Origin of the sequence: Streptomyces sp. NPDC004732, from assembly GCF_040609235.1 — a bacterium.
GTDB lineage: Bacteria > Actinomycetota > Actinomycetes > Streptomycetales > Streptomycetaceae > Streptomyces.
In genome coordinates, this window is the sequence record NZ_JBEXJR010000008.1 from 549,058 (window position 1) to 571,704 (window position 22,647).

Consider the following 22,647-nt stretch of genomic DNA (forward strand, 5'->3'; position numbering starts at 1 on the left):
CAGTTGGGCGGGTGCGGAGGATACGAGATTCGAACTCGTGAGGGGTTGCCCCCAACACGCTTTCCAAGCGTGCGCCCTAGGCCACTAGGCGAATCCTCCGCGGCAAACAATACAAGACGTTGGGGAGTGCTCGCGAACACGATCCGCTCGGCGGGCTCCCGAGGTCGGAACGGTTCCTCCCGGCGTCGCTTCCGGCCCCGGGGATCCGCTAGTGTGGGGGCCAGCCCCTCACGTGGCGCTATCTGACTGAACTCCCCCAGGGCCGGAAGGCAGCAAGGGTAGGTTGGCTCTGGCGGGTGCGTGGGGGGCGCTTTGCGTTGGGGCGGTCCAGGTTGTCAGTGGTCGCCTATAACCTCGTACACGTGTCGTCTCTCGCCTTGTACCGCCGCTATCGCCCGGAGTCGTTCGCCGAGGTCATCGGGCAGGAGCATGTGACCGACCCGCTGCAGCAGGCGCTGCGGAACAACCGGGTCAACCATGCCTACCTGTTCAGTGGCCCGCGCGGCTGCGGCAAGACGACCAGCGCGCGCATCCTGGCCCGCTGTCTCAACTGTGAGCAGGGTCCCACTCCCACGCCCTGCGGCGAGTGCCAGTCCTGCCTCGACCTGGCGAGGAACGGGCCGGGCTCGATCGACGTCATCGAGATCGACGCCGCGTCGCACGGTGGTGTCGACGACGCCCGCGACCTGCGCGAGAAGGCCTTCTTCGGCCCCGCGTCGAGTCGGTACAAGATCTACATCATCGATGAGGCCCACATGGTCACCTCGGCGGGCTTCAACGCCCTCCTGAAGGTGGTCGAGGAGCCCCCGGAGCACCTCAAGTTCATCTTCGCGACGACCGAGCCCGAGAAGGTCATCGGCACGATCCGGTCGCGCACGCACCACTACCCGTTCCGGCTGGTGCCCCCGGGCACCCTCCGGGACTATCTCGCCGAGGTCTGCGGCCGCGAGGACATGGCCGTCGAGGACGGTGTGTTCCCGCTGGTCGTGCGGGCCGGTGCCGGTTCCGTGCGTGACTCCATGTCCGTCATGGACCAGCTCCTCGCCGGTGCGCGCGAGGACGGTGTGACGTATGCCATGGCGACCTCCCTCCTCGGGTACACGGACGGCTCGCTGCTCGACTCCGTCATCGAGGCCTTCGCCTCCGGGGACGGGGCGGCGGCGTTCGAGGTCGTGGACCGCGTCATCGAGGGCGGCAACGACCCGCGCCGCTTCGTCGCGGACCTCCTGGAGCGGCTGCGGGACCTCGTGATCCTCGCCGCCGTGCCGGACGCCGCCGAGAAGGGGCTCATCGACGCCCCGGCGGACGTCGTCGAGCGGATGCAGGCGCAGGCCGGTGTCTTCGGCGGCGCCGAGCTCAGCCGCGCGGCGGACCTCGTGAACGAGGGCCTGACGGAGATGCGCGGCGCCACGTCCCCGCGGCTCCAGCTCGAGCTGATCTGCGCACGCGTGCTGCTCCCCGCGGCGTACGACGACGCGCGCTCGGTCATGGCCCGCCTCGAACGCCTGGAGCGCGGAGGGAACTTCGTGCCCGGCGGCCAGGGCCCCGGCCCCGCGATGGGGTACGTTCCCGGGCCCGAGGCCCACGCGGGCGTGCAGCAGCCCGGGGTGCCCATGCCCGGGGGCGGGCCCGCGCAGTCCCCCCAGGTCCCGCAGGGGCCGCCCGTGCCTCCTGGCGGCGGCCCTGCGGCGGCGCGTGCGGCGGTACGGGGGGCGGGCCCGGGCGCACCCCAGGCCGCCCAGCCCTCTGCTCCTGCCCCTGCTCCGGAGCCGAGTGCCCCGGCCCCGGCCCCGACACCACCGTCGGCTCCTGCCACCCCGCCCCCCGCCGCGCAGCCGCAGGCCCCCGCGGCCGCCGCCCCTGAGGAGGAGCGGCGTCCCGGTGGCTGGCCGACCGCCTCCGCGCCGGGCAGCGGCCCGGCGGCACCGGTGGCTCCCGCCCAGCCGTCGTCGGCGCCCCGCCCGGGCGGCTGGCCGACGGCGGCGTCCACGGGCGGCGGCGCCCCCGCCGCACCGCCCGCCTCCGCCCCGCAGGCTCCGGCCCCGGCGGCCTCCCCGGCGCCCGCGCCGATGGCGGCGGCACCTGCGGGCGGACCCGACCCGCGCACCCTGTGGCCGAACATCCTGGAGGCGGTGAAGAACCGCCGCCGCTTCACCTGGATCCTGCTCAGCCAGAACGCGCAGGTGGCCGGATTCGACGGGACGACCCTGCAGATCGGCTTCGTCAACGCGGGCGCGCGGGACAACTTCGCGAGCAGCGGCAGCGAGGACGTGCTGCGGCAGGCGATGTCCGAGCAGTTCGGCGTGCAGTGGAAGGTCGAGGCGATCGTCGACCCGTCCGGCGGCTCCGCGCCCCCGCCCGCCGCCGGAAACTTCGGCGGCGGCTCCCCGGCGGCCCACCGCCCCGCCGCACCCCCGCAGCAGCCGTCACCGCCCCCCGCGGCCGCGTACTCACCACCCCCACCGCCCCCGGAGCCCACCCCGGCCCCCACTCCCGCCCCCCCGGCCCCGGAACACGTGTCCCCCGAGGACGACACCCCCGAGGACGACGACCCGGACCTGGTGGAATCAGCCCTCTCCGGCCACGACCTGATCGTCCGCGAACTGGGCGCGACGGTGGTGGACGAATACCCGAACGAATAACACCCACAAGACCCAGGCCAGGGTGGGCCCCCTGGAGCTCCCCCTGACCTCGTCTTACGCCTGGGCCAGCCCACCGACGAACGACTTCCCACCCACCCCGACTCCCACAGGCCGCCCGAAGCTCCCCCACCCACCCCGCCCACCCGCCGGACGGTGAGGGCGCCTCGCCCCACCCGTCCCTCGGCGCCGGGCAGCCACCCCTCTCCGCTCCTACTCCCGCCGGACGGCGCAGGGCGCACGGGTGGGTGGGTGGGAGGTGGCCGCCGCGGAGCGGCGGGGCAGGTTCGGGACCGGCCCGCAGCCGGAAACGGGGCAGGTTCGGGACCGGCTCGCCGCCGGGAACGGGGGAGGCGGGAGGAGAGGGGTGCACCCGCCCTCCGGGGGCCTGGGCTGGAGGAACGTACGACGGGGTTCGGGGCCGGACTAGGCGGCCCGTACAAACGCACCCCGCCCCGCGGGCTAGGCTGACCACCGTGAAGGTCCTCGTCATCGGCAGTGGTGCCCGCGAACACGCCCTGTGCCGCTCTCTGTCCCTCGACCCCGACGTCTCCGAGCTGCACTGCGCCCCCGGCAACGCCGGCATCGCAGAAGTGGCCGAGCTGCACCCGGTCGACGCCCTCGACGGCGCCGCCGTGGCAGGCCTCGCCCGGCAGCTGGGCGCGGGGCTCGTCATCGTGGGCCCGGAGGCCCCCCTCGTCGCGGGCGTCGCCGACGCCGTGCGCGCGGCGGGCATCCCCTGCTTCGGCCCCTCCGAGGAGGCCGCGCAGCTGGAGGGCTCCAAGGCGTTCGCCAAGGACGTGATGGCGGGCGCGAGCGTGCCGACGGCCCGGTCGTACGTCTGCACCACCCCCGCGGAGATCGACGAGGCGCTCGACGCCTTCGGGGCGCCGTACGTCGTCAAGGACGACGGGCTCGCCGCGGGCAAGGGCGTCGTCGTCACGGATGACGTCGACGTGGCCCGCGCGCACGCCCTCGCCTGCGACCGCGTCGTCATCGAGGAGTTCCTGGACGGCCCCGAGGTCTCCCTCTTCGCGATCACCGACGGCGAGACGGTCGTCCCGCTCCAGCCCGCCCAGGACTTCAAGCGCGCGCTCGACGGCGACGAGGGCCCGAACACCGGCGGCATGGGCGCGTACTCGCCCCTCCCATGGGCCGACCCGAAGCTGGTCGACGAGGTCATGGAGAGCGTGCTCCAGCCGACCGTGGACGAGCTGCGGCGCCGCGGCACCCCGTTCGCGGGGCTGCTCTACGCGGGCCTGGCGATCACGAGCCGCGGCGTGCGCGTCATCGAGTTCAACGCCCGCTTCGGCGACCCCGAGACCCAGGTCGTCCTCGCCCGCCTGGAGACCCCGCTCGCCGGGCTCCTGATGGCCGCGGCGACCGGCAACCTCGCCGACCTGCCCCCGCTGCGCTGGAGCGACGACGCCGCGGTGACCGTGGTCGTCGCCTCGCACAACTACCCGGGCACGCCGCGTACGGGAGACCCCATCGAAGGACTGGACGAGGTCTCGGCGCAGGATGCCCCGGATGCGTACGTCCTGCACGCCGGAACGAGGCGCGACGGTGACGCCGTCGTCAGCGCGGGCGGCCGCGTGCTCTCCGTGACGGCGACCGGCGCGGGCCTCACCGAGGCACGCGAGCGTGCGTACGCCGCGCTGTCCCGGATCCGCCTCGACGGGTCCCAACACCGCACGGACATCGCGGCGAAGGCCGCCGCGGAGGCGTGACCCACGCGGCTTCCGCGTGACTTTCGGCCACACCCGATCACATAGGGCCCCGGATCTGACACTGGATCCGGGGCTTTTTTGGCATCCAGCTTTAGCCAAAGCCATTCCATCGAGTGACCGGTCGCCCATCCGGCTGACGACGACCGGCGCCCCAACTAGGGTGCGGCGAAAGCGTTCAAGGCGCCCAGAGCCAAACAGACCACCGGCATTGCGATGTCGGCGGCGGGTGCCACAGTGGGGGAGTGAGCAACAGCAGCACCGTTGATGTGTGCCGCCGGTCCAGGCCGACGGCCGAACAGTAGCCAGCAGGGGGTGACATCGGTCGTGCCAGGTACGGGTGTGGAGGTGGGCGCGCAGGCTGCGCGTTCCCGGGCCCTCGCGGTGCTGCGGCTGCGCAGCAGAGCGCTGGCCGTCGCCCTGCTGCCCGCGGCCGTCGCCGTCGTGCTGTTCGCGGCCGGGGCCACGGGCCATGCGAGCGGCGCGAGTTGGTACGCCGCGAGCTGGGCCGTGACCGTCGTCGCCGTGCTCGTCCTGCTCGGCGCCGCCGCGGTCGGCCTGGTCGTCGCGCGGGCCAGGCCCGCCCTGAGCCCCACCGTCCCGATCGCCGAGGAGTCGGCCCCCGACCTGTACCGCCTGGTGCGCGACCTCGCCGACCGCCTGGACGTGCCCGCGCCCTCGGCGATAGCGCTCACCCCGGACTGCGACAGTTGGCTGGAGGACCGCACCCACCCCGCGCACGGGCCGCCCGCGCGGCAGGACCGGGCGCAGGCGTCCGGAGCCGGAGCCGCGGCCCGCGGTGCCACTGGAGCTTCCGGAGCCGGTGGAGGCGAGGCCTCCGTCGCTCCTGTCCTCGTCATCGGCTCCCCGTTCCTGTGGTGGATGCGCGTCGGCGAGCTGCGCGCGGTCCTCGCGCCCGTCGTGGCGGGTACGGGCCCCTCGGCGCACCCCGACATAGCCGCCGCCCGGCGCTTCGTGCGCGGCCTCGACGCCGCGGTCGCGGTCGCCTCGGCCCCAGGTCGCGGCCCGCTGGCCCGCGTGGTGCTCGGCGGCATCGGCCGGGTCGCCCGGCTCCTGCTGCGCCACTGCCGGGTCCATGCCGCCGAGATGGAGCGCGGCGTCGCCGCGGCGGCCGCGGAGCGCGCCCAGACCGTGGACTACGGCGTGCGGATCGTCGCCCAGGAGCAGGTCGGCCTTGCGTACGCGGGCTGGGACCGGCTCCTCACCCGCGTAGCCCTGCCCGCCTGGCGCATGGGCCGCTGGCCCTCCCGGCTCGACGCGGGCGTGGTCTCCGCGCTCACGGAGCTCTCCCGCAGGGACCGCCTGGCGGAAGGCTTCGCCTCGCGCCTCGGCGAGCGCCCCGCCTGTGACCTTCTGGAGGAGCCCGGTTCGGTGGACGAGGCGGCTTCGCTGCTCGCCGCCCGCCTCTTCCACGGCGGCCCCGCGGAGGCGGGACCGGACTGGGCGCCGGTGGCCTGGCAGGAGTATCCCGACGAGGTCGTCGACCGGAAGTGGCGCATGGACGCCGCCCGGCTGCACCGCGTCCTGGACTCCCTGGGCGTCGGCCTCTCCGCCGACCCGACCGCCTCCGACCCCGACGGGCCGACCCTCGACCGCGTCCTGGACCACCTCACGACGGTCACCCCGGGCATCACGGAGGGTGACGACCCGGACGGCGCGGACGCCCCGGATGACGCGGACGCCCCGCTCGATCCCGTAGACGCCCTGGACGTCCCCGAGCGCGCCGCAACCCTCTTCCCCGAGATCGACGAGGGAGCCGACGAGGCCGACACGGAGAGCCGCGGCGGCATGCTCGCCGCGGGCCTCACCGCCGAGCTCGCCCGCGAGGAGGCCGCGGCGCCCCCGCGCCCCGCCGCCCCCACGGGACAGGGCCCGGACGAAGCACTCTGGGACGACGGCGCACTGCCGCTCTTCCCGATGCAGCCGCCCCGCACCGGCCGCGAGCTGCTCGCCGACCACGTCACGGCGATGGTGTGCTGCGCGGCCGTGGACACCGCGGGTGCGGCCCCTGGCCTCGACTGGCTCGACGGTCCCGCCTTGCTGGTCGGCGGCGAGCGGGCGGTGGACCTCACGCCGCGCGTCATGAGCCTCGTGGAGGACGGCGACCCGTCCCCCCTGCGGGACTGGCTCACCCGCCTGGGCATCCGCGCGGAAAAACCGGTCCGCCTGGTCTGACCTCGGCCGCTGTCCCGTGCGCCGGGTGTGGCTTCGGGTGGTGGTCTGGTCTGCCGGGTGTGGCTTCGGGTGGTGGTCCGGTCTGCCCGGTCCGGCCTCGGACACTGGTCCCGCCCACCGGGTCTGACCACACGCTCCGGCCCGGGCCGCCCGGTCGAACTCAGGCGCCGGTCCGACGCAGGCGCTGACCCGTCCCACGCAGCGTCGGACACAGGCACTGACCCGTCCCACGCAGCGTCGGACTCAGACACCGGTCCGCCTCCCGCCGCACCCCGCCCCGCCCCCACGCCCGGTCCGCCTCCCGCCCCACCCCGCCCTCCGCCGCACCCCGCCCTACGCCCCACGCTCGGGCCCCCTCCACAGCACCGCACAGCACCGCACCCCACGCCCGGTCCGCCTCCCACCGCACCCCACGCCCCTCCCCGCCCCACGCCCGGTCCGCCACAGCAGCCCACCCCACGCTCCACCCCACGCACCTCCCCACCCCCCAACCCCCGCCCACCCCGGCCCACCCCCTCCACCCCACCCCCCACTCCACCCCGACGCGCCCCGCCGCACGCCGCCGCGCCCCCAGGGGCGGGTCCGAAGGCGCAGGTCGGCACCGTGTGAGCGCTACCCGCCCGCCACCCCGGCGCCACCCCGCCCGCCAGCCCACCCGGAGCATCACGCTCCGTTCATGCCAATTCGCGACGAACGGTGACGGGGTGCGTGCGTAATGTGATGTGCTGGGAGCGGCCGCCGGACCGTATGCACCACAGGCGCCGCAGGCTCGGGGGAGCGAGGGAGGGGCACAGATGAGGTCAGAGCCGATCCGCCGCTGGGAATCGGGCGCGCTGGCGCACGCCGTGTCGGACCCTTTCGGCCAGGGCCCGCTGCCCTGGCTGCGCGGGGCCGAGCACTACTTCGACGACACCGGCCGCGTCGTGCCCTGGTACATCGACCACGCCCCCGCCCCCGGCGCCGCGGACATCCCCGCGCCGCGCACCGGCGGCCCGCTCACCGCCGACGACGTGCACTGCCAGATCAAGGGTTTCACCTCCACCGGCGCGGCCGCCCCGGGCGAGGCGATCGACTTCCACGTCACCGTCGACCCGCCCCAGCAGTTCAGCGTCGACATCTACCGCATCGGGCACTACGGCGGGGACGGCGCCAGCAAGATCACCACGAGCCCCCGGCTGTCCGGCATCGTCCAGCCCGCCCCGCTGACCGCGGACCGCACGGTCTCCTGTCACCACTGGTGGCTCTCCTGGCGCCTGCAGATCCCGAGCTACTGGAGCGTCGGGGCGTACGTGGCGGTCCTGACCACCGCCGACGGGTACCGCTCGCACGTCCCCTTCACGGTCCGTGACGACCACCCCGCCGACCTCCTGCTGCTCCTGCCGGACGTCACCTGGCAGGCGTACAACCTCTACCCCGAGGACGGCCGCACGGGCGCCAGCCTCTACCACGCGTGGGACGAAGAGGGCAGCCTGCTCGGTGAGAGCGAGGCCGCCGTGACGGTCTCCTTCGACCGGCCGTACGCGGGCGCGGGCCTCCCCCTGCACGTGGGCCACGCCTACGACTTCATCCGCTGGGCCGAGCGCTACGGCTACGACTTGGCGTACGCGGACGCCCGCGACCTGCACGCAGGCCGCATCGACCCCACCCGGTACCGAGGCCTGGTCTTCCCCGGGCACGACGAGTACTGGTCGCCGAGCATGCGCCGCACCACGGAGCACGCCCGCGACAACGGCACATCGCTGGTCTTCCTCTCCGCCAACACCATGTACTGGCAGGTGGAGTTGAGCCCCTCCGCATCCGGCGTCGAGGACCGCCTCCTGACCTGCCGCAAGCGCCGGGGCCCCGGCAAACCGGCCCTGTGGCGCGAGCGGGACGGCGGCAAGGCGGCCGAGCAGCAGCTCCTCGGCATCCAGTACGCGGGCCGGGTCCCCGAGCCCCGGCCCCTCGTCGTCCGCAACGCCGACCACTGGCTGTGGGAGGCCACCGGGGCGCACGACGGCGACGAGATCGAAGGGCTGGTCGCGGGCGAGGCCGACCGCTACTTCCCACGGACCGCGCTCCCCGAGCACCAGGGCCGCATCCTGCTCGCCCACTCCCCGTACGAGGACACCGAGGGCGTGGTCCGCCACCAGGAGTCGTCGCTCTACCGCGCCCCGTCCGGCGCCCTGGTCTTCGCGTCCGGCACCTTCGCCTGGTCCCCGGCGCTCGACCGCCCCGGCCACGTGGACACCCGCATCCAACGCGCCACGGCCAATCTCCTGGACCGCATCTGCAAGCGTGACTGACCGCTTCGCACCCGCCCCGCCGCGCAGCCCCACTCAACCCCTGGCCAAAACCACACTTCCCATACGGGAGAATCGACCTCACTTGGCCAGAACCACGGGAGGGAACCGTGTCCGGATTCGTAGAAAAGCCCGAGCCCCTTGAGGTGCCGGGCCTGGTCCACCTCCACACCGGCAAGGTGCGCGAGCTGTACCAGAACGAGGCGGGCGAGCTCGTCATGGTCGCCAGCGACCGGCTCTCCGCCTATGACTGGGTGCTGCCCTCGGAGATCCCCGACAAGGGCCGCGTCCTCACCCAGCTCTCCCTGTGGTGGTTCGACCAGCTCGCGGACATCGTGCCGAACCACGTCATCTCCGCGGAGGTGCCGCAGGGCGCGCCCGCCGACTGGGAGGGCCGCACGCTCGTCTGCAAGTCCCTGGAGATGGTCCCGGTCGAGTGCGTGGCCCGCGGCTATCTGACGGGCTCGGGCCTCCTGGAGTACAACGACTCGCGCACCGTCTGCGGCCTCGCCCTGCCCGAGGGCCTGGTCGACGGCTCGGAGCTGCCCGCGCCGATCTTCACGCCCGCTGCGAAGGCCGCGGTCGGCGAGCACGACGAGAACGTGTCGTACGAGGAGGTCGCCCGCCAGGTCGGCGCGGAGACCGCCGCCCAGCTGCGTCAGACGACCCTCGCCGTCTACGGCCGGGCCCTCGACGTCGCACGCGAGCGCGGCCTGATCCTCGCCGACACGAAGTTCGAGTTCGGCTTCGACGGGGCGGACCTGATCCTCGCCGACGAGGTGCTGACCCCGGACTCCTCGCGCTTCTGGCCCGCGGACCAGTGGGAGCCGGGCCACGCCCAGCCGTCGTACGACAAGCAGTTCGTGCGGAACTGGCTGACGTCGGAGGCCTCAGGCTGGGACCGCAGGAGCGAGCAGCCGCCGCCCGCGCTGCCGCAGGACGTGGTGGACGCCACCCGCGCCAAGTACATCGAGGCGTACGAGCGGCTGACCGGCACTGCTTGGTAGTGCGGCACATGAAGAAGGCCCCGGTCCACAGGACCGGGGCCTTTCATATGGAGCGGACGACCAGGTTCGAACTGGCGACCTCAACCTTGGCAAGGTTGCGCTCTACCAACTGAGCTACGTCCGCGCTGCGCCGAAGCGCGATGCCAACTATACCCAACCTCGCTCGCGTGCGAGACGCACTGCGGCATGACGGTTCTCGGCGCCGATTTTGGTGGCCGCCGAGGAGAGGTAGTTGCGGACGGTTCCCTGGGAGAGCGCGGCGCGCTCGGCGATCTCCGCGACGGGCGCCCCGTCGGCGGCGAGTTCGAGCACCTCGGCCTCGCGCGCGGTCAGCGGCGAGTCCCCCGCGGAGATCGCGTCGGCGGCCAACTCCGGGTCCACGTAACGGTTTCCGGAGTGCACGGTGCGGATGATCTCGGCGAGCTGCTGGGCGCTCACGGTCTTCGGCACGAAGCCCCGCACCCCCACCGCGAGGGCCCGTTTCAGATGTCCGGGTCTGCCATGACTCGTCACGATCATGGTCCGGCAGTCCGGGAGTTCGTCGCGCAGGGATGTGGCCACACTCACACCGTCGGCGCCCGGCATCTCCAGGTCGAGGACGGCGACATCCGGGCGGTGGGCCCGTGCCATGGCGAGCGCCTCGGGCCCTGACGCGGCCTCGGCGACGACGACGAGGTCGTCCTCCAGGGCGAGCAGCGCGGCCAGCGCACCCCGGATGAGGTGCTCGTCGTCGGCCAGCAACACACGAAGACTCACGCCGCCGCCTCCCGCTCCTGCTCCCGCTCCGGACCGTTCCCCTGCTCCGGACCGTGCCCCTGCCCCGCCCGCTCCTGCTGCCGCCCCGACGGAGCCGGGCCCGGCGAAGGCGGCAGCGGCACCTGCACCGCGAGCCGGAAGACCCCGTCGCCGGAGACGGAGTCCAGCGTCCCGCCCACCTCGGCCAGCCGCTCCCGCAGCCCCGCGAGCCCGGAGCCACGCCCCGCGGGCGCCACCTCGGGCACCCCGTCGTTCTCCACGGTCAACGTCGCCCGCCCCTCACTCACCGCGAGAGCGATGTCGCACCGCCCCGCGTCCCCGTGCCGCAGCACATTCGTCGCCGCCTCCCGCACGACCCACCCGAGGGCCGACTGCACCGAGGCGGGCAGCGCCACCCCGGACCCGATGACCCGGCAGTCGATCCCGGCCGCCTCCAACACGCCCTGTGCACCGGCGAGTTCCACCTTGAGGTCGACCTCGCGGTATCCCCGTACGACCTCACGGACCTCCCGCTGCGACTCCTGCGCGATCCGCTGCACCTCGACCATCTGGTCCACGGCCTCCGGGCGGCCCCGGCGCGAGAGCTGCACCGCGAGCTCGCTCTTGAGCGCGATGACGGCGAGGTTGCGCCCCATCACGTCGTGCAGGTCACGCCCGAACCGCAGCCGCTCCTCGGCGACCGCGAGCCGCGCCTCGACCTCGCGGGCCCGGTCGGCCTCCAGCATCACGGAGAGCGTCCAGGCCCCGCAGCGCGTGGAGATCAGCGCGAGGAAGCCCGCGAAGGCGATGACGAAGCCGATGGCGGCGAGCTCACCGCCGCGTGCCCCGGCGAGGGCGAAGGCGATGACGGACGCGGCGACGACCAGCGCCATGCGGACCGCATAGCCCCGGATGGTGGCGGAGAAGGCGAGCGACTGGGCGAACGGCATCGGCACGAACAGGGCGGTGAGGCCCAGCATCCCCGAGGGCGCGCCGTCCACCGCCTGGAGGCCCACGGTGAGCCCCATCGTGGCGCTCATGAGGACACCCGCCACCACCAGGTCGCGGCTCGGCAGGGGGGCCCGCCGCAGATAGTGGTCGACCGACCGGCGCAGTGAGCGGTTGACCTGCAGGCACTGCGCGGCGGCCACCACGATCAGCGTCCAGCCGAAGAGCTGCGGGGCGAGGTCGTGGCGCAGGCTCAGGCCGAGCGGTACCGAGAGCCAGCTGAGGAAGAAGATCCACGGCAGCAGGTGCCACGTCACGGTGGACTGGAACTCGACCTTCTCGATCTTGCTGCGCCCGTGCCAGCTCTGCTGCCAGGCCCGAATCCGGCCGACCACGTCCGTCGCCTCCCTCAATTCCCTCAATGCCGGGGCTCCCAGCGGAACCACCGCCGTACAGCAAACACCGACAGCACGGTCCAGGCCACCGCAGTGGCGATGGCGCCGAGCGCGTCGCCGGCCGAGAGGTTGCCTGCCCAGCCGCCGCGGATCAGCTCGATGACGGGCGAGAGGGGGAGCAGCTGGCAGACCGAGGCGAGCTTGTCGGGCATGACCTCCAGCGGGATGAAGAGCCCGGAGCCGATCATCGACACGAAGATCAGCGGCATGCTCATGACCTGCGCGGACTCGGTGGACCTGCTGAAGCTTCCGGTGACGGCCGCCAGCGCGGCGAACATCACGAGGCCCGCGGCGATGCCGAGGACGACGAGGTGCGGCGCGCTCGGCGCCCCCGCGTCGAGGAGCACCGCGCAGCCCACGGCGAGGACGAGGGACTGCACGATCCCGATGAGGAGCGAGGGCAGCGCGGCGCCCGCCAGGATCTCGGGGTCGCGCAGCTCGCCGGTGCGCAGCCGCTTGAGCACGAGCTCCTCGCGCCGGGCCGCGTAGACGGCGGTCAGTGCGGAGTACACGGCGAAGAGCAGGGAGAAGCCGAGGGCGCTCGGCAGCACGACCGTGCCGACGTCGAGCCCGGTGCCCTTCAGATCCATGCCGTCGGCGGCCTGCCGCATGCTGAACGGGATCACCAGCGGCACGAACAGCGCCGCGAACAGCGTCCCCTTGCTCCGCCCGAGGAGCGTCATCTCGGCGCGCGCGAGCGCCCGCATGCGCCCCGCGGGGGTCGTCATGGCCATGGTGCCCATCGTGCTCATACCGCCATCTCCTTGCTCTTCCTGCCCGCGTTCCGCGTGGCCGCCTCGTCCGTGCCGCTCTCCGCGGCCCGCGCGATCCGCAGGAACGCTTCTTCCAGGGAGGCCGCCCGTACGTCGAGTCCGGTGAGCTCGACCCGTGCGTCCCTGGCCCACAACAGCAGTCCGGTCGCGGCGCGTTGCAGTTCGTTCGTCCGCAGCCTGACCTGCTTGCCCACGGTCTCGTGGCCGCTCACACCCAGTTCGCCGAGCGGCGGCAGGTCGCCGACGAAGTAGCCGTCGGGCAGTTCGAAGGAGATGTGCGAGGGCTGGCTCGCCACCACGTCGCTGACGCGTCCCTCGGCGGCGATCCGGCCCTCGTGGAGGATCGCGAGGCGGTCGGCGAGCGCCTCGGCCTCTTCCAGGTAGTGGGTGGTGAGCAGCACGGTCGTGCCGTTGTCACGCAGGTTCCGCACCAACTTCCAGGTCTCGCGGCGGCCTTCGGCGTCGAGGCCGGTGGTGGGTTCGTCGAGGAAGAGCACCTCGGGGCGGCCGAGGAGCGCCATGGCGAGGTCGAGCCTGCGCTTCTCGCCGCCCGACAGCTGCTTCACGCGGACAGCGGCCCGCTTGCCGAGCCCGACGGCCTCCAGGGCCTCGCCGAGGGGCATGGCACCGCTGGTGCAGCCCGCCCACATCCGGGCGGTCTCCTCGACGGTCAACTCCGCGGGGAATCCGCCCTCCTGCAGCATGACGCCGATACGGGGCCGTACCTTGCCGCGTTCGGCGTACGGGTCGTGCCCGAGCACGCGCACCCGCCCCGCGGCCGGTGCGGCGAGTCCTTCCAGGAGTTCGAGGGTGGACGTCTTGCCGGCGCCGTTGGTGCCGAGGAGCGCGAACAGTTCGCCGCGTCCCACGGCGAAGGAGATTCCGCGTACCGCCTCGAAACCGCCCCCGTACACGCGCCGCAGGTCGGTCACGTCGATCACTTGGTCAGTCATGGATCGAGCGTCTCCCGGCCCGGGAGGCGTCGGCAGTGCGCGCTGTCACCGGCCCGCATGACAAATGTCAGATGTGGCTCGGCACGGCTGAGGAACACGAAGAAGGCCCCGGTCGAAATCGACCGGGGCCTTCTCACATGGAGCGAACGACGAGGTTCGAACTCGCGACCTCAACCTTGGCAAGGTTGCGCTCTACCAACTGAGCTACGTTCGCATTGCCTCCGACCAGCTCTCACTGATCGGCGCGTGCATCAGCTTACCGCAACCGGCGGACCGGTCCGTGAGCGATGCAGAGCGGGTGACAGGAATTGCACACTGCGCCTTCCCCCTGGAAGGGGGATGTTCTACTACTGAACTACACCCGCAAGACTCCGTGAGGCCCGGCCTTTCGGCCTCGCCCCTCGGCGTGCTCCAGACTCTAGCTGACCAGCGGGGGTGCAGCGCAAGTCGGTTGTCCCGAGGGGCGTGGACCTGCTGTTTCAGTTGGCCGCCTCGAAGGCCTCGTAGACCTTCTTGGGGATGCGGCCGCGCGGCGGGACGTTCATCTGGTGCGAGCGTGCCCAGGCGCGGACCGCCGACGGGTCGGGGGAGATCGCGGTGTGCCGGAACGCGAGCCCGGACCGGGACCGCTTGCGGGCCGCCTCCAGGTACGGGGCAAGTGCCCCGCGCAGTTTCTCGGCATTGGTTTGATTGAGGTCGATCTCGTACGACTTGCCGTCAAGACCGAACGCGACCGTTTCCGCCGCTTCCCCGCCGTCGATGTCGTCAAAGAGAGTGACCACGACACGTTGCGCCACGAATATCGGTCCCTTCGCGCGGCTCTACCGCGTTGACATGCGGTGATGCCGACTGCACGGATGTTTTCGGCAAAGTATCGACTATTGCCAATTCCTTTGTACAGTGCCCAGCATTGCATTGTGAAGCCTGTCCTAATACCTCCGCGTGTCAGGTTCCAATGACGATGCGTGATCTTTCATGGATTCATCGTGAAGGTTCTCGGTTCGAAACCTGTTTGGGCACCGGAACGTGACCGTCATCTCGTAGGTTGCTACGAATCTACGCGAGTAGAATTTTTGTGCCGGTAGTCTGAAGGAACCTGCTCAGCACCTAGCAAGCAGCACACCGCCAGCACCACACACCGGGAGTGCCAGTGGCACGCGTCGTAGTCGACGTCATGCTCAAGCCGGAGATCCTCGACCCCCAGGGCCAGGCGGTGCAGCGTGCACTGCCGCGCCTCGGTTTCCAGGGCATCTCCGACGTCCGTCAGGGAAAGCGCTTCGAACTCGAGGTCGACGGGCCGGTCGACGACGCGGCCCTCGCCCGTATCCACGAGTTGGCGGAAACCTTCCTCGCCAACACCGTGATCGAAGACTTCGTCGTAAAGGTCGAAGAAGACCAGAAGACGCAGAAGGCCGAGGAGGCCGCGAAGTGACTGCTCGAATTGGAGTCGTCACTTTCCCGGGAACCCTCGACGACCGCGACACCCAGCGCGCCGTCCGTGTGGCGGGCGCCGAAGCCGTGCCGCTGTGGCACAAGGACAAGGACCTCAAGCAGGTCGACGCCGTGGTGCTGCCCGGCGGCTTCTCCTACGGCGACTATCTGCGGGCCGGTGCCATCTCGCGTTTCTCCCCGGTGATGGAGTCCGTCATCGAGCAGGCGAAGGCCGGAATGCCGGTGCTCGGCATCTGCAACGGCTTCCAGGTGCTCACCGAGACGCACCTCCTGCCCGGCGCGATGCTGCGCAACAACCACCTGCACTTCATCTGCCGCGAGCAGAAGCTGCGGGTGGAGAACGCGTCGACCGCCTGGACCGCCGACTACACGGCAGGCCAGGAGATCCTGATCCCGCTCAAGAACATCGACGGGCAGTACACCGCCGACGAGCGGACGCTGGACATGCTGGAGGCCGAGGGCCGCGTCGCCTTCCGCTACCTCGACGGCAACCCCAACGGCTCGCTCCGTGACATCGCCGGCATCACCAACGAGGCGGGCAACGTCGTCGGCCTCATGCCGCACCCCGAGCACGCCGTGGAGCCGCTCATCGGCACCGGCCGTACGGACGGTCTCGGATTCTTCACCTCGATCCTGAAGAAGCTGGTCAACGCATGACTCTGGACACCGTCAAGCACGCGGCAGAGACCCCCGACGTCAAGCTGCCCTGGGCCGAACTGGGCCTGAAGGAAGACGAGTACGAGCGCGTCCGCGAGATCCTCGGCCGCCGCCCGACCGGCGCCGAGCTCGCCATGTACTCCGTCATGTGGTCCGAGCACTGCTCGTACAAGAGCAGCAAGATCCACCTGAAGCAGTTCGGCGAGAAGGTCCCCGAGAACGACGCGATGCTCGTCGGCATCGGCGAGAACGCCGGTGTGGTCGACGTCGGCCAGGGCTACGCGGTCACCTTCAAGGTCGAGTCGCACAACCACCCCTCCTACGTCGAGCCCTACCAGGGCGCGGCCACCGGCGTCGGCGGCATCGTCCGCGACATCATCGCGATGGGCGCCCGCCCGGTCGCGGTCGTGGACCCGCTGCGGATGGGCGACGCCAACCACCCCGACACCAAGCGCGTGCTCCCCGGAGTCGTCGCGGGCATCGGGGGCTACGGCAACTGCCTGGGCCTGCCCAACATCGGCGGCGAGCTCGTCTTCGACGCCTGCTACCAGGGCAACCCGCTGGTCAACGCCGGTGCGATCGGCGTGATGCGGCACGAGGACATCCACCTCGCGAAGGCGTCGGGCCCCGGCAACAAGGTCATCCTGTACGGCGCCCGCACGGGCGGCGACGGCATCGGCGGCGCCTCGATCCTGGCCTCCGAGACCTTCGACGACACCAAGCCGTCGAAGCGTCCCGCCGTGCAGGTCGGCGACCCCTTCCAGGAGAAGCTCCTCATCGAGTGCACCCTGGAGGCCTTCGCCGAGAAGCTCGTCGTCGGCATCCAGGACCTCGGCGCCGCCGGGCTCTCCTGCGCCACCAGCGAGCTGGCGTCCAACGGCTCGGGCGGCATGCGCGTCGAGCTGGACGACGTGCCGCTGCGCGACTCCACGCTCACCCCTGAGGAGATCCTCATGAGTGAGTCGCAGGAGCGCATGTGCGCCGTGGTCGAGCCCGGCAAGGTCGACCGCTTCCTCGCGATCTGCGAGAAGTGGGACGTCATCGCCACCGTCGTCGGCGAGGTCACCGACGGCGACCGCCTGGAGATCTTCTGGCACGGCGAGAAGATCGTCGACGTCGACCCGCGCACGGTCGCGCACGACGGCCCGGTCTACGAGCGTCCGTACGCCCGCCCGTCCTGGCAGGACGCCCTCCAGGCCGACGACGCGAACAAGCTCGCCCGCCCGGCCGACTCGGCCGAACTGCGCGAGCAGGTCCTCAAGCTGGTCGCCGCCCCGAACCAGGCCGCGAAGTCCTGGGTCACCGACCAGTACGACCGCTTCGTGCAGGGCAACACCGTGCTCGCGCAGCCCGAGGACTCCGGAATGATCCGGATCAACGAGGAGACGGGCCTCGGCGTCGCCATCGCCACCGACGGCAACGGCCGGTTCGCGAAGCTCGACCCGTACACGGGCGCACAGCTCGCCCTCGCCGAGTCGTACCGCAACGTCGCCGCGTCCGGCGCCAAGCCGCTCGCCATCTCGGACTGCCTGAACTTCGGCTCGCCCGAGGACCCGGACGTCATGTGGCAGTTCGCCGAGGCCATCCGCGGCCTCGCGGACGGCTGCCTGGAGCTGGGCACCCCGGTCACCGGCGGCAACGTCTCGCTCTACAACCAGACCGGTGAGGCGGCGATCCACCCGACGCCGGTCGTCGCCGTCCTCGGTGTGATCGACGACGTCGCCCGGCGCACGCCGATCGCCTTCAAGGAAGAGGGCCAGCTCCTCTACCTGCTCGGCGATACGCACGAGGAGTTCGGCGGTTCGGCCTGGTCGCAGGTGGTCCACGGCCACCTCGGCGGGCTGCCGCCCAAGGTCGACCTGGCGCGCGAGAAGCTGCTCGCCGAGATCCTCATCTCGGCCTCGCGCGACGGCATGATCGACGCCGCGCACGACCTGTCGGACGGCGGTCTCGTGCAGGCCGTCACCGAGTCGTGCCTGCGCGGCGGCAAGGGCGCGCGCCTCGTCGTCCCGGAGGGCCTCGACGCGTTCACCTTCCTCTTCTCCGAGTCGGCGGGGCGCGCGGTCGTCTCGGTGCCGCGGAGCGAGGAGCTGCGCTTCACCGACATGTGCGGGGCGCGGGGTCTGCCCGTCCGCCGCATCGGTGTCGTCGACGGCACCGAGTCCGATGCGGATGCGGTGATCGACGTGCAGGGCGAGTTCCAGCTGCCGCTGAGCGAGCTGCGCACGGCGCACGAGGAGACGATCCCGGGCCTCTTCGCCTGACGATTCGCCGTCGAAGCCCCCGTTCGGACCTGGTCCGGGCGGGGGCTTCGGCGTTCCCGGGTGCCAGTGCGGCAGCAGGCTTGCACGTGTTTACGTAATTACGTAATCTCACCATCATGGATCTGGAGGAGCGCGTCGCCGAGCTCGAACGGCGCATGGCGGAGCTGGAGAGCGCGGGGCCGCCCGCGCCCGCCGTGGGAGAGGGCGACTTCTGGGCCCTCGACGCGCTGAAGGCACGGCATCCGGTGGCGGACGGCGCGGACGGCGCCGTCCTGTTCACCGGGGCGGTGCGGGTGCCGACGGGACATCGGTACGAGTGGCAGTACGGCCTGCTGACCGAGGCGGTCTTCGAGGGCGACTGGTCGGAGACGGCCGAGTCGTTCGCCGCGCTCGGCAATCCCGTGCGGCTGCGGCTGCTGCGGGAGATCCTCGGCGGCCTGCGCACGGCCGCGGAGCTGGCCGCGCTCGACGACGTCGGCACGACCGGCCAGATCTACCACCACCTGCGCCAACTGACCGGCGCGGGCTGGCTGCACAGCGCGGAGCGCGGACGCTACGAAGTCCCTGCCGGACGGGTGGTGCCGCTGCTCGTGGTGCTCACGGCCGCGCGTCCCGTGACCTGACCGTTTTTCGTACGAGGGGGAAGTCGTGTCCGTACGTCAGCGCAAGACCGCCGTTCTGCTGCAGCGCCTGCTGCTGCTGTTCGTCGCCGCCCATCTGGTGATCATCTTCACCGTGGACCCGCCCTATCCCCGCTGGCTGGGCTTCGTCGCCGCCGTCGGGGTGTTCGTCATCAGCTATGCGCTGAGTGCCGACGCGCGCCGCGAGGCCAAGGTCTCGGAGCCGCCTGCCGCCGTCGAGGTCGCCCCGCCGGTCACCGGCCGCTGGTCTGCCCTGAACAGCCCCGCCGACAAGGTGCCGAGCCACGGCACGCGCGGCTACGGGCAGGCGTACGCCATCGACATCGTGGCCGAACCGGCGGCGGGGCCCGCGCGCCCCGCCTTCGCCTGGCTCTGGCCCGTGGCGCGGGGCAACCGGGCCTTCCCCGCCTTCGGGGCCCCGCTGCTGGCCGTCGCGGACGCGACCGTCGTGCACGCGGAGGACGGCCAGCGGGACCACCTCAGCCGCGGCTCCCTGGCCGGAGTCCTCTATCTGTTCGTCGTCGAGGGCTTCGTCAGGTCGCTGGGCGGTGCCCGCCGGATCGTCGGCAACCACGTCATCCTCGACCTCGGCGAGGGGACGTACGCCGCATACGCGCACGTCCAGCAGGGCTCGCTCGCCGTGCGGGCGGGGGACAAGGTCCTCGCCGGTCAGCACCTCGGCAACTGCGGCAACTCCGGCAACTCCACCGAACCGCACGTGCACTTCCAGCTGATGGACGGGCCCGACCTGGACACGGCCAGGGGCGTCCCGTTCAGCTGGCACGGCGTCGGGGTGCCCGCGAACGGCGAGAAGTTCACGGTCGGCGCGGCGGCCGGGGAAGCCGCAGCGCAAGCACCGTCCCGAGCAGCATGATCCCCGCTCCGCACAGGAACACCACGTCTGTGGCGTCGACGTAGGCCCGCACGGCGGCGGCGTGTGCACTTCCGGTGAGACCGGGGATGGCGCTCACGTCGCCGCCGGGGCCGTCCGCCGCGTACAGGCGGAGCAGGATCGCACCGAACAGGGCCGTGCCCACCGCGTTGCCGAGGGTCTGGAAGAAGCGGACCGCCGTGGTCGCGACGCCCAGCTGGTGGCGCGGCGCCGCGTCCTGCGCGAGCTGGATCAGCTGCCCGACGAGCTGACCGAACCCGGCCCCGGCGAGCAGGAGTCCGGCCCGGATCAGCCAGAGCGAGGTGTCGGGGCCGACCGTCGCGAGGAGCCCGAAGGCGGCGGCCGTGGTGACCGTCCCGCCGATGGTGAAGGTCCGCGCGGACCAGCCGCGTGCGGCGAGGCGGCCCGAGAGCAGCCCCACCGCGGTCATCCCGGCCGCCATGGGGAGCAGGTAGAGCCCGGCCGACGAACTGGAGAGGCCTCGGGCGACCTGCAGATAGACGAGCACGTAATAGATCACGCACATCATGGCGGCGCCCGTCAGCCCCTGGATCGCGAAGCTCCGGCGCAGCTCGGGCACCCTGAACAGGGAGAGCGGGAGCACCGGTTCGGCGGCCGTGGACTGGCGCCACACGAAGAGCGCGAGGGCGGCGGCGACCGTCGCGAGCAGGCTCAGGACGACCGGTGAGGTCCAGGCGTACTCCTTGCCGCCCCAGTCGGTGACCAGGAGCAGCGCCACGGAGAAGGCGGCGGCGAGGGCGGCGCCCGGGTAGTCGATGGCGCGCCGCGCCGCGGGCTCCCGCGGGAGTTTCAGCACGAAGGCGGCGGCGACGAGGACCGCGACGCCGATCGGCAGGTTGACGTAGAAGATCCAGCGCCAGCTCGCGTGGTCGGCGAGCAGACCGCCGATCCAGGGGCCGAGCGCCATGCCGCCGCCCGCGACGATGCCCCCGAAGCCACCGGCCCTGGAGGACTTCCCACCCGGCCCCTTGAGCTGGGCGAGCACCACCATCGTGATGCTCATCAGGCCGCCGCCCCCGATGCCCTGCACCGCGCGGGCCGCGATGAGCTGCCCCATGGACTGGGCGAGGCCGCAGAGCGCGGAGCCGATCAGGAAGACGGTGACGGCGGCGACGAAGACGCGCTTGGCGCCGAGTACGTCGCAGAGCTTGCCGTAGAGCGGCAGCATCGCGGCGCCCGCCAGCGCATAGGCACTGACCAGCCAGGGGATCTTGTCGACGCCGTGGGCCGGGTCGAGGTCGCGGACGATCGGCACGGTGGCGGCCGACACGATCTGCATGTCCAGGACGGCCAGGACGATCGTGGCGAGGCAGAGGGCGAAGGCGATGCCTTGCCGGGGGCGGGTGCCGGTGGGGGTGGAGGCGCCGGGGGTTTCTGGGGTTCCTGGGGTGCCGGTGGTCGTGAGGGTCTTGGGCATGGCGCCACCATGACCCAAGAAAATGTACTGAGTCAATATTTTGGTCGGGAGTAAAAATACTCGCGGTTAAAATTTCATCCTGGTACAGTGCGGTCATGGCTGGGGCTGAAGCAGACGTGGCTGAGCAACCACTGGGGCTGCGCGAGCGCAAGAAGCGGCAGACCGCGATGCGGATCTGGCGCAGCGCGCTCGACCTGTTCCTGGAGCGTGGCTACGACAAGGTCTCCGTCGCGGAGATCGCGGCCGCCGCCGACGTCTCGAAGATGACCGTCTTCAACTACTTCGGCACCAAGGAGGACGTCCTCCTCGGCCCGATGGAGGACCACGTCTCCGATGCCGCCGACGCGGTGCGCGAGCGCGAGCCCGGCGAGAGCGCGGTCGACGCGCTCCGCCGCCAGTTCCTCGTCAAGGTCGCCGAGCGCGACCCCTCGATCGGCCTCTCCGGCGACCACCGGCTGCTCCAGATGCGGCAGCTCATCAGCGACACCCCCGCCCTCGCCCGCCGGATGCTGACCTTCCAGATGCGCAGCGTCGAGCTCCTCGCCGAGGTGCTCGCCGAGGAGACGGGGGACCGGCTGCTCGCCGGGGTCGCCGCCCACCAACTCGTCGCCGCGCGGGGCGCGGTGATCCTGGAGAACCACCGCAGGCTCGTCGCGGGCGACACCGTGGAGGAGATGGCCGACGACTGCGCGGCCCTCGCCGAGCGCGCCTTCGACCTGGTGGAAAAGGGACTTCAGGGGTACCCCGCAAACGCTTAGGCTCGGCACCATGCCACCGGCCAAGAAGCGCACGCGCTCGTACGACTCCGCCAAGACCCGCACCGCCGTCCTCGCCCAGTTCGGCAACGTACGCGAGGCGGTGCGCACCCTCACGCCCGAGCAGCTCACCCGCCCGACCCGGCTCGGCGGCTGGACCGTGCGCGAACTGTCGGCGCACCTCGCGATGGTCCTCGGCACCGTCCACCGCTACCTCGGCCTGCCGGAACCGGAGAAGCACGAAGTGCCGCTCATGGAGTGGCCGTTCGCCACGGTCACGGCGGCCGCGCAGGTCGACGAGGACACCCGCGCCCTCGCGGAGGTGGCGGGCGCGGACCTCGACGAGCTGTTCACGCGCACGCTCACCGGCATCGAGGAGTCCTTGGCCGCCGCGCCCGACGAACGCCTCGTGCCGTCGCGCTTCGGCGCCATGACCCTCGGCGACTTCCTGGTCACCCGCACCGTCGAACTGACCGTCCACACCGACGACTTGAACGACGCGGTGCCGGGCCTGGACGTCCCGTACGACCGCCAGGCCCTGGCCGCCTGTGCCCGGCTGCTCGCGGACGCCCTCGCCGTGAAGGCACCGGGCGCGTCGACGGAGGTGCGGATCCCGCCGTACGCCGTCGTGCAGTGCGTCGAAGGCCCCCGGCACACCCGCGGCACCCCGCCCAACGTCGTCGAGACCGACCCGCTCACCTGGATCCGCCTCGCGACCGGCCGGACGCGGTGGGCGGCGGCAGTCGACGCGGCGCAGGTCAGCGCCAGCGGCGAGCGGGCGGACCTCTCGGAGCTGCTGCCGATCATGGCGTGATGGAACCGGGACCCCCACT

At 72.1% G+C, this 22,647-nt stretch carries 18 protein-coding genes, 4 tRNA genes and 1 other RNA gene; 13 read left to right on the plus strand and 10 right to left on the minus strand.

Going from position 1 to position 22,647, the window contains the following annotated elements:
* Window positions 1-14: 14 nt before the first annotated feature.
* Window positions 15-99, minus strand: a tRNA-Ser gene (locus ABZV77_RS26420).
* A 120-nt stretch (window positions 100-219) separates the two neighbouring features.
* Here ABZV77_RS26420 and ffs point away from each other — a divergent pair.
* The 6 genes from ffs (at window position 220) to ABZV77_RS26450 (ending at window position 9,851) form a co-directional block, all read left to right on the plus strand.
* Window positions 220-318, plus strand: an RNA gene (gene ffs / locus ABZV77_RS26425) — signal recognition particle sRNA small type.
* 44 nt (window positions 319-362) lie between these two features.
* Entirely contained in the window at window positions 363-2,642 is a 2,280-nt protein-coding gene (locus ABZV77_RS26430) for a DNA polymerase III subunit gamma and tau (RefSeq protein WP_356261507.1), read from the plus strand.
* A 473-nt stretch (window positions 2,643-3,115) separates the two neighbouring features.
* Window positions 3,116-4,369, plus strand: a complete 1,254-nt coding sequence (purD, locus tag ABZV77_RS26435; RefSeq protein WP_356261509.1) for a phosphoribosylamine--glycine ligase — start codon at window positions 3,116-3,118, stop codon at window positions 4,367-4,369.
* Between the two features lie 324 nt (window positions 4,370-4,693).
* Window positions 4,694-6,562, plus strand: coding sequence for a hypothetical protein (locus ABZV77_RS26440; protein WP_356261512.1), 1,869 nt, complete (start codon window positions 4,694-4,696; stop codon window positions 6,560-6,562).
* 794 nt (window positions 6,563-7,356) lie between these two features.
* Window positions 7,357-8,847, plus strand: a complete 1,491-nt coding sequence (locus ABZV77_RS26445; RefSeq protein WP_356261515.1) for a N,N-dimethylformamidase beta subunit family domain-containing protein — start codon at window positions 7,357-7,359, stop codon at window positions 8,845-8,847.
* Window positions 8,848-8,954: 107 nt separating this feature from the next.
* Window positions 8,955-9,851, plus strand: a complete 897-nt coding sequence (locus ABZV77_RS26450; RefSeq protein ID WP_356261518.1) for a phosphoribosylaminoimidazolesuccinocarboxamide synthase — start codon at window positions 8,955-8,957, stop codon at window positions 9,849-9,851.
* 48 nt (window positions 9,852-9,899) lie between these two features.
* On the opposite strand, the gene ABZV77_RS26455 is transcribed toward ABZV77_RS26450, so the two are convergent.
* The 8 genes from ABZV77_RS26455 to ABZV77_RS26490 form a co-directional block, all read right to left on the minus strand.
* Window positions 9,900-9,975 (minus strand) — tRNA-Gly (locus ABZV77_RS26455).
* 23 nt (window positions 9,976-9,998) lie between these two features.
* Window positions 9,999-10,607, minus strand: coding sequence for a response regulator transcription factor (locus tag ABZV77_RS26460; RefSeq protein WP_356261521.1), 609 nt, complete (start codon window positions 10,605-10,607; stop codon window positions 9,999-10,001).
* Window positions 10,604-11,929, minus strand: coding sequence for a histidine kinase (locus tag ABZV77_RS26465; RefSeq protein ID WP_356261523.1), 1,326 nt, complete (start codon window positions 11,927-11,929; stop codon window positions 10,604-10,606). The genes ABZV77_RS26460 and ABZV77_RS26465 overlap by 4 nt, the downstream gene beginning before the upstream one ends.
* Before the next feature lie 23 nt (window positions 11,930-11,952).
* Complete coding sequence (locus ABZV77_RS26470; RefSeq protein WP_356261525.1) at window positions 11,953-12,741, minus strand: ABC transporter permease; 789 nt, start codon at window positions 12,739-12,741, stop codon at window positions 11,953-11,955.
* On the minus strand, window positions 12,738-13,715 hold the full coding sequence (locus ABZV77_RS26475; protein ID WP_356261527.1) for an ABC transporter ATP-binding protein: 978 nt from the start codon (window positions 13,713-13,715) through the stop codon (window positions 12,738-12,740). Before ABZV77_RS26475 ends, ABZV77_RS26470 begins: the two co-directional genes overlap by 4 nt.
* 138 nt (window positions 13,716-13,853) lie before the next feature.
* Window positions 13,854-13,929: transfer RNA gene (locus ABZV77_RS26480), tRNA-Gly, on the minus strand.
* A 79-nt stretch (window positions 13,930-14,008) separates the two neighbouring features.
* Window positions 14,009-14,080 (minus strand) — tRNA-Gly (locus tag ABZV77_RS26485).
* A 114-nt stretch (window positions 14,081-14,194) separates the two neighbouring features.
* Window positions 14,195-14,512 (minus strand): Lsr2 family protein, encoded by a 318-nt coding sequence (locus tag ABZV77_RS26490; RefSeq protein ID WP_356261529.1) that lies wholly within the window; start codon window positions 14,510-14,512, stop codon window positions 14,195-14,197.
* A gap of 353 nt (window positions 14,513-14,865) precedes the next feature.
* On the opposite strand from ABZV77_RS26490, the gene purS reads away from it, so the two are divergent.
* From purS to ABZV77_RS26515, 5 genes are all read left to right on the plus strand, one after another.
* Entirely contained in the window at window positions 14,866-15,147 is a 282-nt protein-coding gene (gene purS, locus ABZV77_RS26495) for a phosphoribosylformylglycinamidine synthase subunit PurS (RefSeq protein WP_356261532.1), read from the plus strand.
* Window positions 15,144-15,824, plus strand: a complete 681-nt coding sequence (purQ, locus tag ABZV77_RS26500; RefSeq protein WP_055568379.1) for a phosphoribosylformylglycinamidine synthase subunit PurQ — start codon at window positions 15,144-15,146, stop codon at window positions 15,822-15,824. Before purS ends, purQ begins: the two co-directional genes overlap by 4 nt.
* Complete coding sequence (gene purL, locus ABZV77_RS26505) at window positions 15,821-18,088, plus strand: phosphoribosylformylglycinamidine synthase subunit PurL (RefSeq protein ID WP_356261535.1); 2,268 nt, start codon at window positions 15,821-15,823, stop codon at window positions 18,086-18,088. Before purQ ends, purL begins: the two co-directional genes overlap by 4 nt.
* A 116-nt stretch (window positions 18,089-18,204) precedes the next feature.
* Window positions 18,205-18,711 (plus strand): helix-turn-helix domain-containing protein, encoded by a 507-nt coding sequence (locus tag ABZV77_RS26510; protein WP_356261537.1) that lies wholly within the window; start codon window positions 18,205-18,207, stop codon window positions 18,709-18,711.
* A 25-nt stretch (window positions 18,712-18,736) separates the two neighbouring features.
* On the plus strand, window positions 18,737-19,603 hold the full coding sequence (locus ABZV77_RS26515; RefSeq protein ID WP_356261540.1) for a M23 family metallopeptidase: 867 nt from the start codon (window positions 18,737-18,739) through the stop codon (window positions 19,601-19,603).
* Here the strand turns inward: ABZV77_RS26515 and ABZV77_RS26520 are convergent.
* Window positions 19,545-21,059: an MFS transporter gene (locus ABZV77_RS26520; RefSeq protein WP_356261542.1), complete on the minus strand. Its 1,515-nt coding sequence runs from the start codon at window positions 21,057-21,059 to the stop codon at window positions 19,545-19,547. The two genes, ABZV77_RS26515 and ABZV77_RS26520, sit on opposite strands and share 59 nt — an antisense overlap.
* A gap of 95 nt (window positions 21,060-21,154) precedes the next feature.
* Here ABZV77_RS26520 and ABZV77_RS26525 point away from each other — a divergent pair, with 95 nt between their 5' ends.
* Both ABZV77_RS26525 and ABZV77_RS26530 read left to right on the plus strand, forming a co-directional pair.
* Window positions 21,155-21,817 carry a TetR/AcrR family transcriptional regulator gene (locus ABZV77_RS26525; RefSeq protein ID WP_356261544.1) on the plus strand — a complete coding sequence of 221 codons (663 nt, stop codon included), beginning with the start codon at window positions 21,155-21,157 and terminating at the stop codon, window positions 21,815-21,817.
* A 10-nt stretch (window positions 21,818-21,827) separates the two neighbouring features.
* Window positions 21,828-22,628, plus strand: coding sequence for a sterol carrier family protein (locus ABZV77_RS26530; RefSeq protein ID WP_356261547.1), 801 nt, complete (start codon window positions 21,828-21,830; stop codon window positions 22,626-22,628).
* Window positions 22,629-22,647: the final 19 nt, after the last annotated feature.

Excerpts from the sequence above, each read along its gene's own strand:
- ABZV77_RS26445 (WP_356261515.1), top strand. The coding sequence starts at position 7,357 with ATGAGGTCAGAGCCGATCCGCCGCTGGGAATCGGGCGCGCTGGCGCAC.
- ABZV77_RS26470 (WP_356261525.1), bottom strand. The coding sequence starts at position 12,741 with ATGAGCACGATGGGCACCATGGCCATGACGACCCCCGCGGGGCGCATG.
- ABZV77_RS26475 (WP_356261527.1), bottom strand. The coding sequence starts at position 13,715 with ATGACTGACCAAGTGATCGACGTGACCGACCTGCGGCGCGTGTACGGG.
- purL (WP_356261535.1), top strand. The coding sequence starts at position 15,821 with ATGACTCTGGACACCGTCAAGCACGCGGCAGAGACCCCCGACGTCAAG.
- ABZV77_RS26510 (WP_356261537.1), top strand. The coding sequence starts at position 18,205 with ATGGATCTGGAGGAGCGCGTCGCCGAGCTCGAACGGCGCATGGCGGAG.
- ABZV77_RS26520 (WP_356261542.1), bottom strand. The coding sequence starts at position 21,059 with ATGCCCAAGACCCTCACGACCACCGGCACCCCAGGAACCCCAGAAACC.
- ABZV77_RS26525 (WP_356261544.1), top strand. The coding sequence starts at position 21,155 with ATGGCTGGGGCTGAAGCAGACGTGGCTGAGCAACCACTGGGGCTGCGC.
- ABZV77_RS26530 (WP_356261547.1), top strand. The coding sequence starts at position 21,828 with ATGCCACCGGCCAAGAAGCGCACGCGCTCGTACGACTCCGCCAAGACC.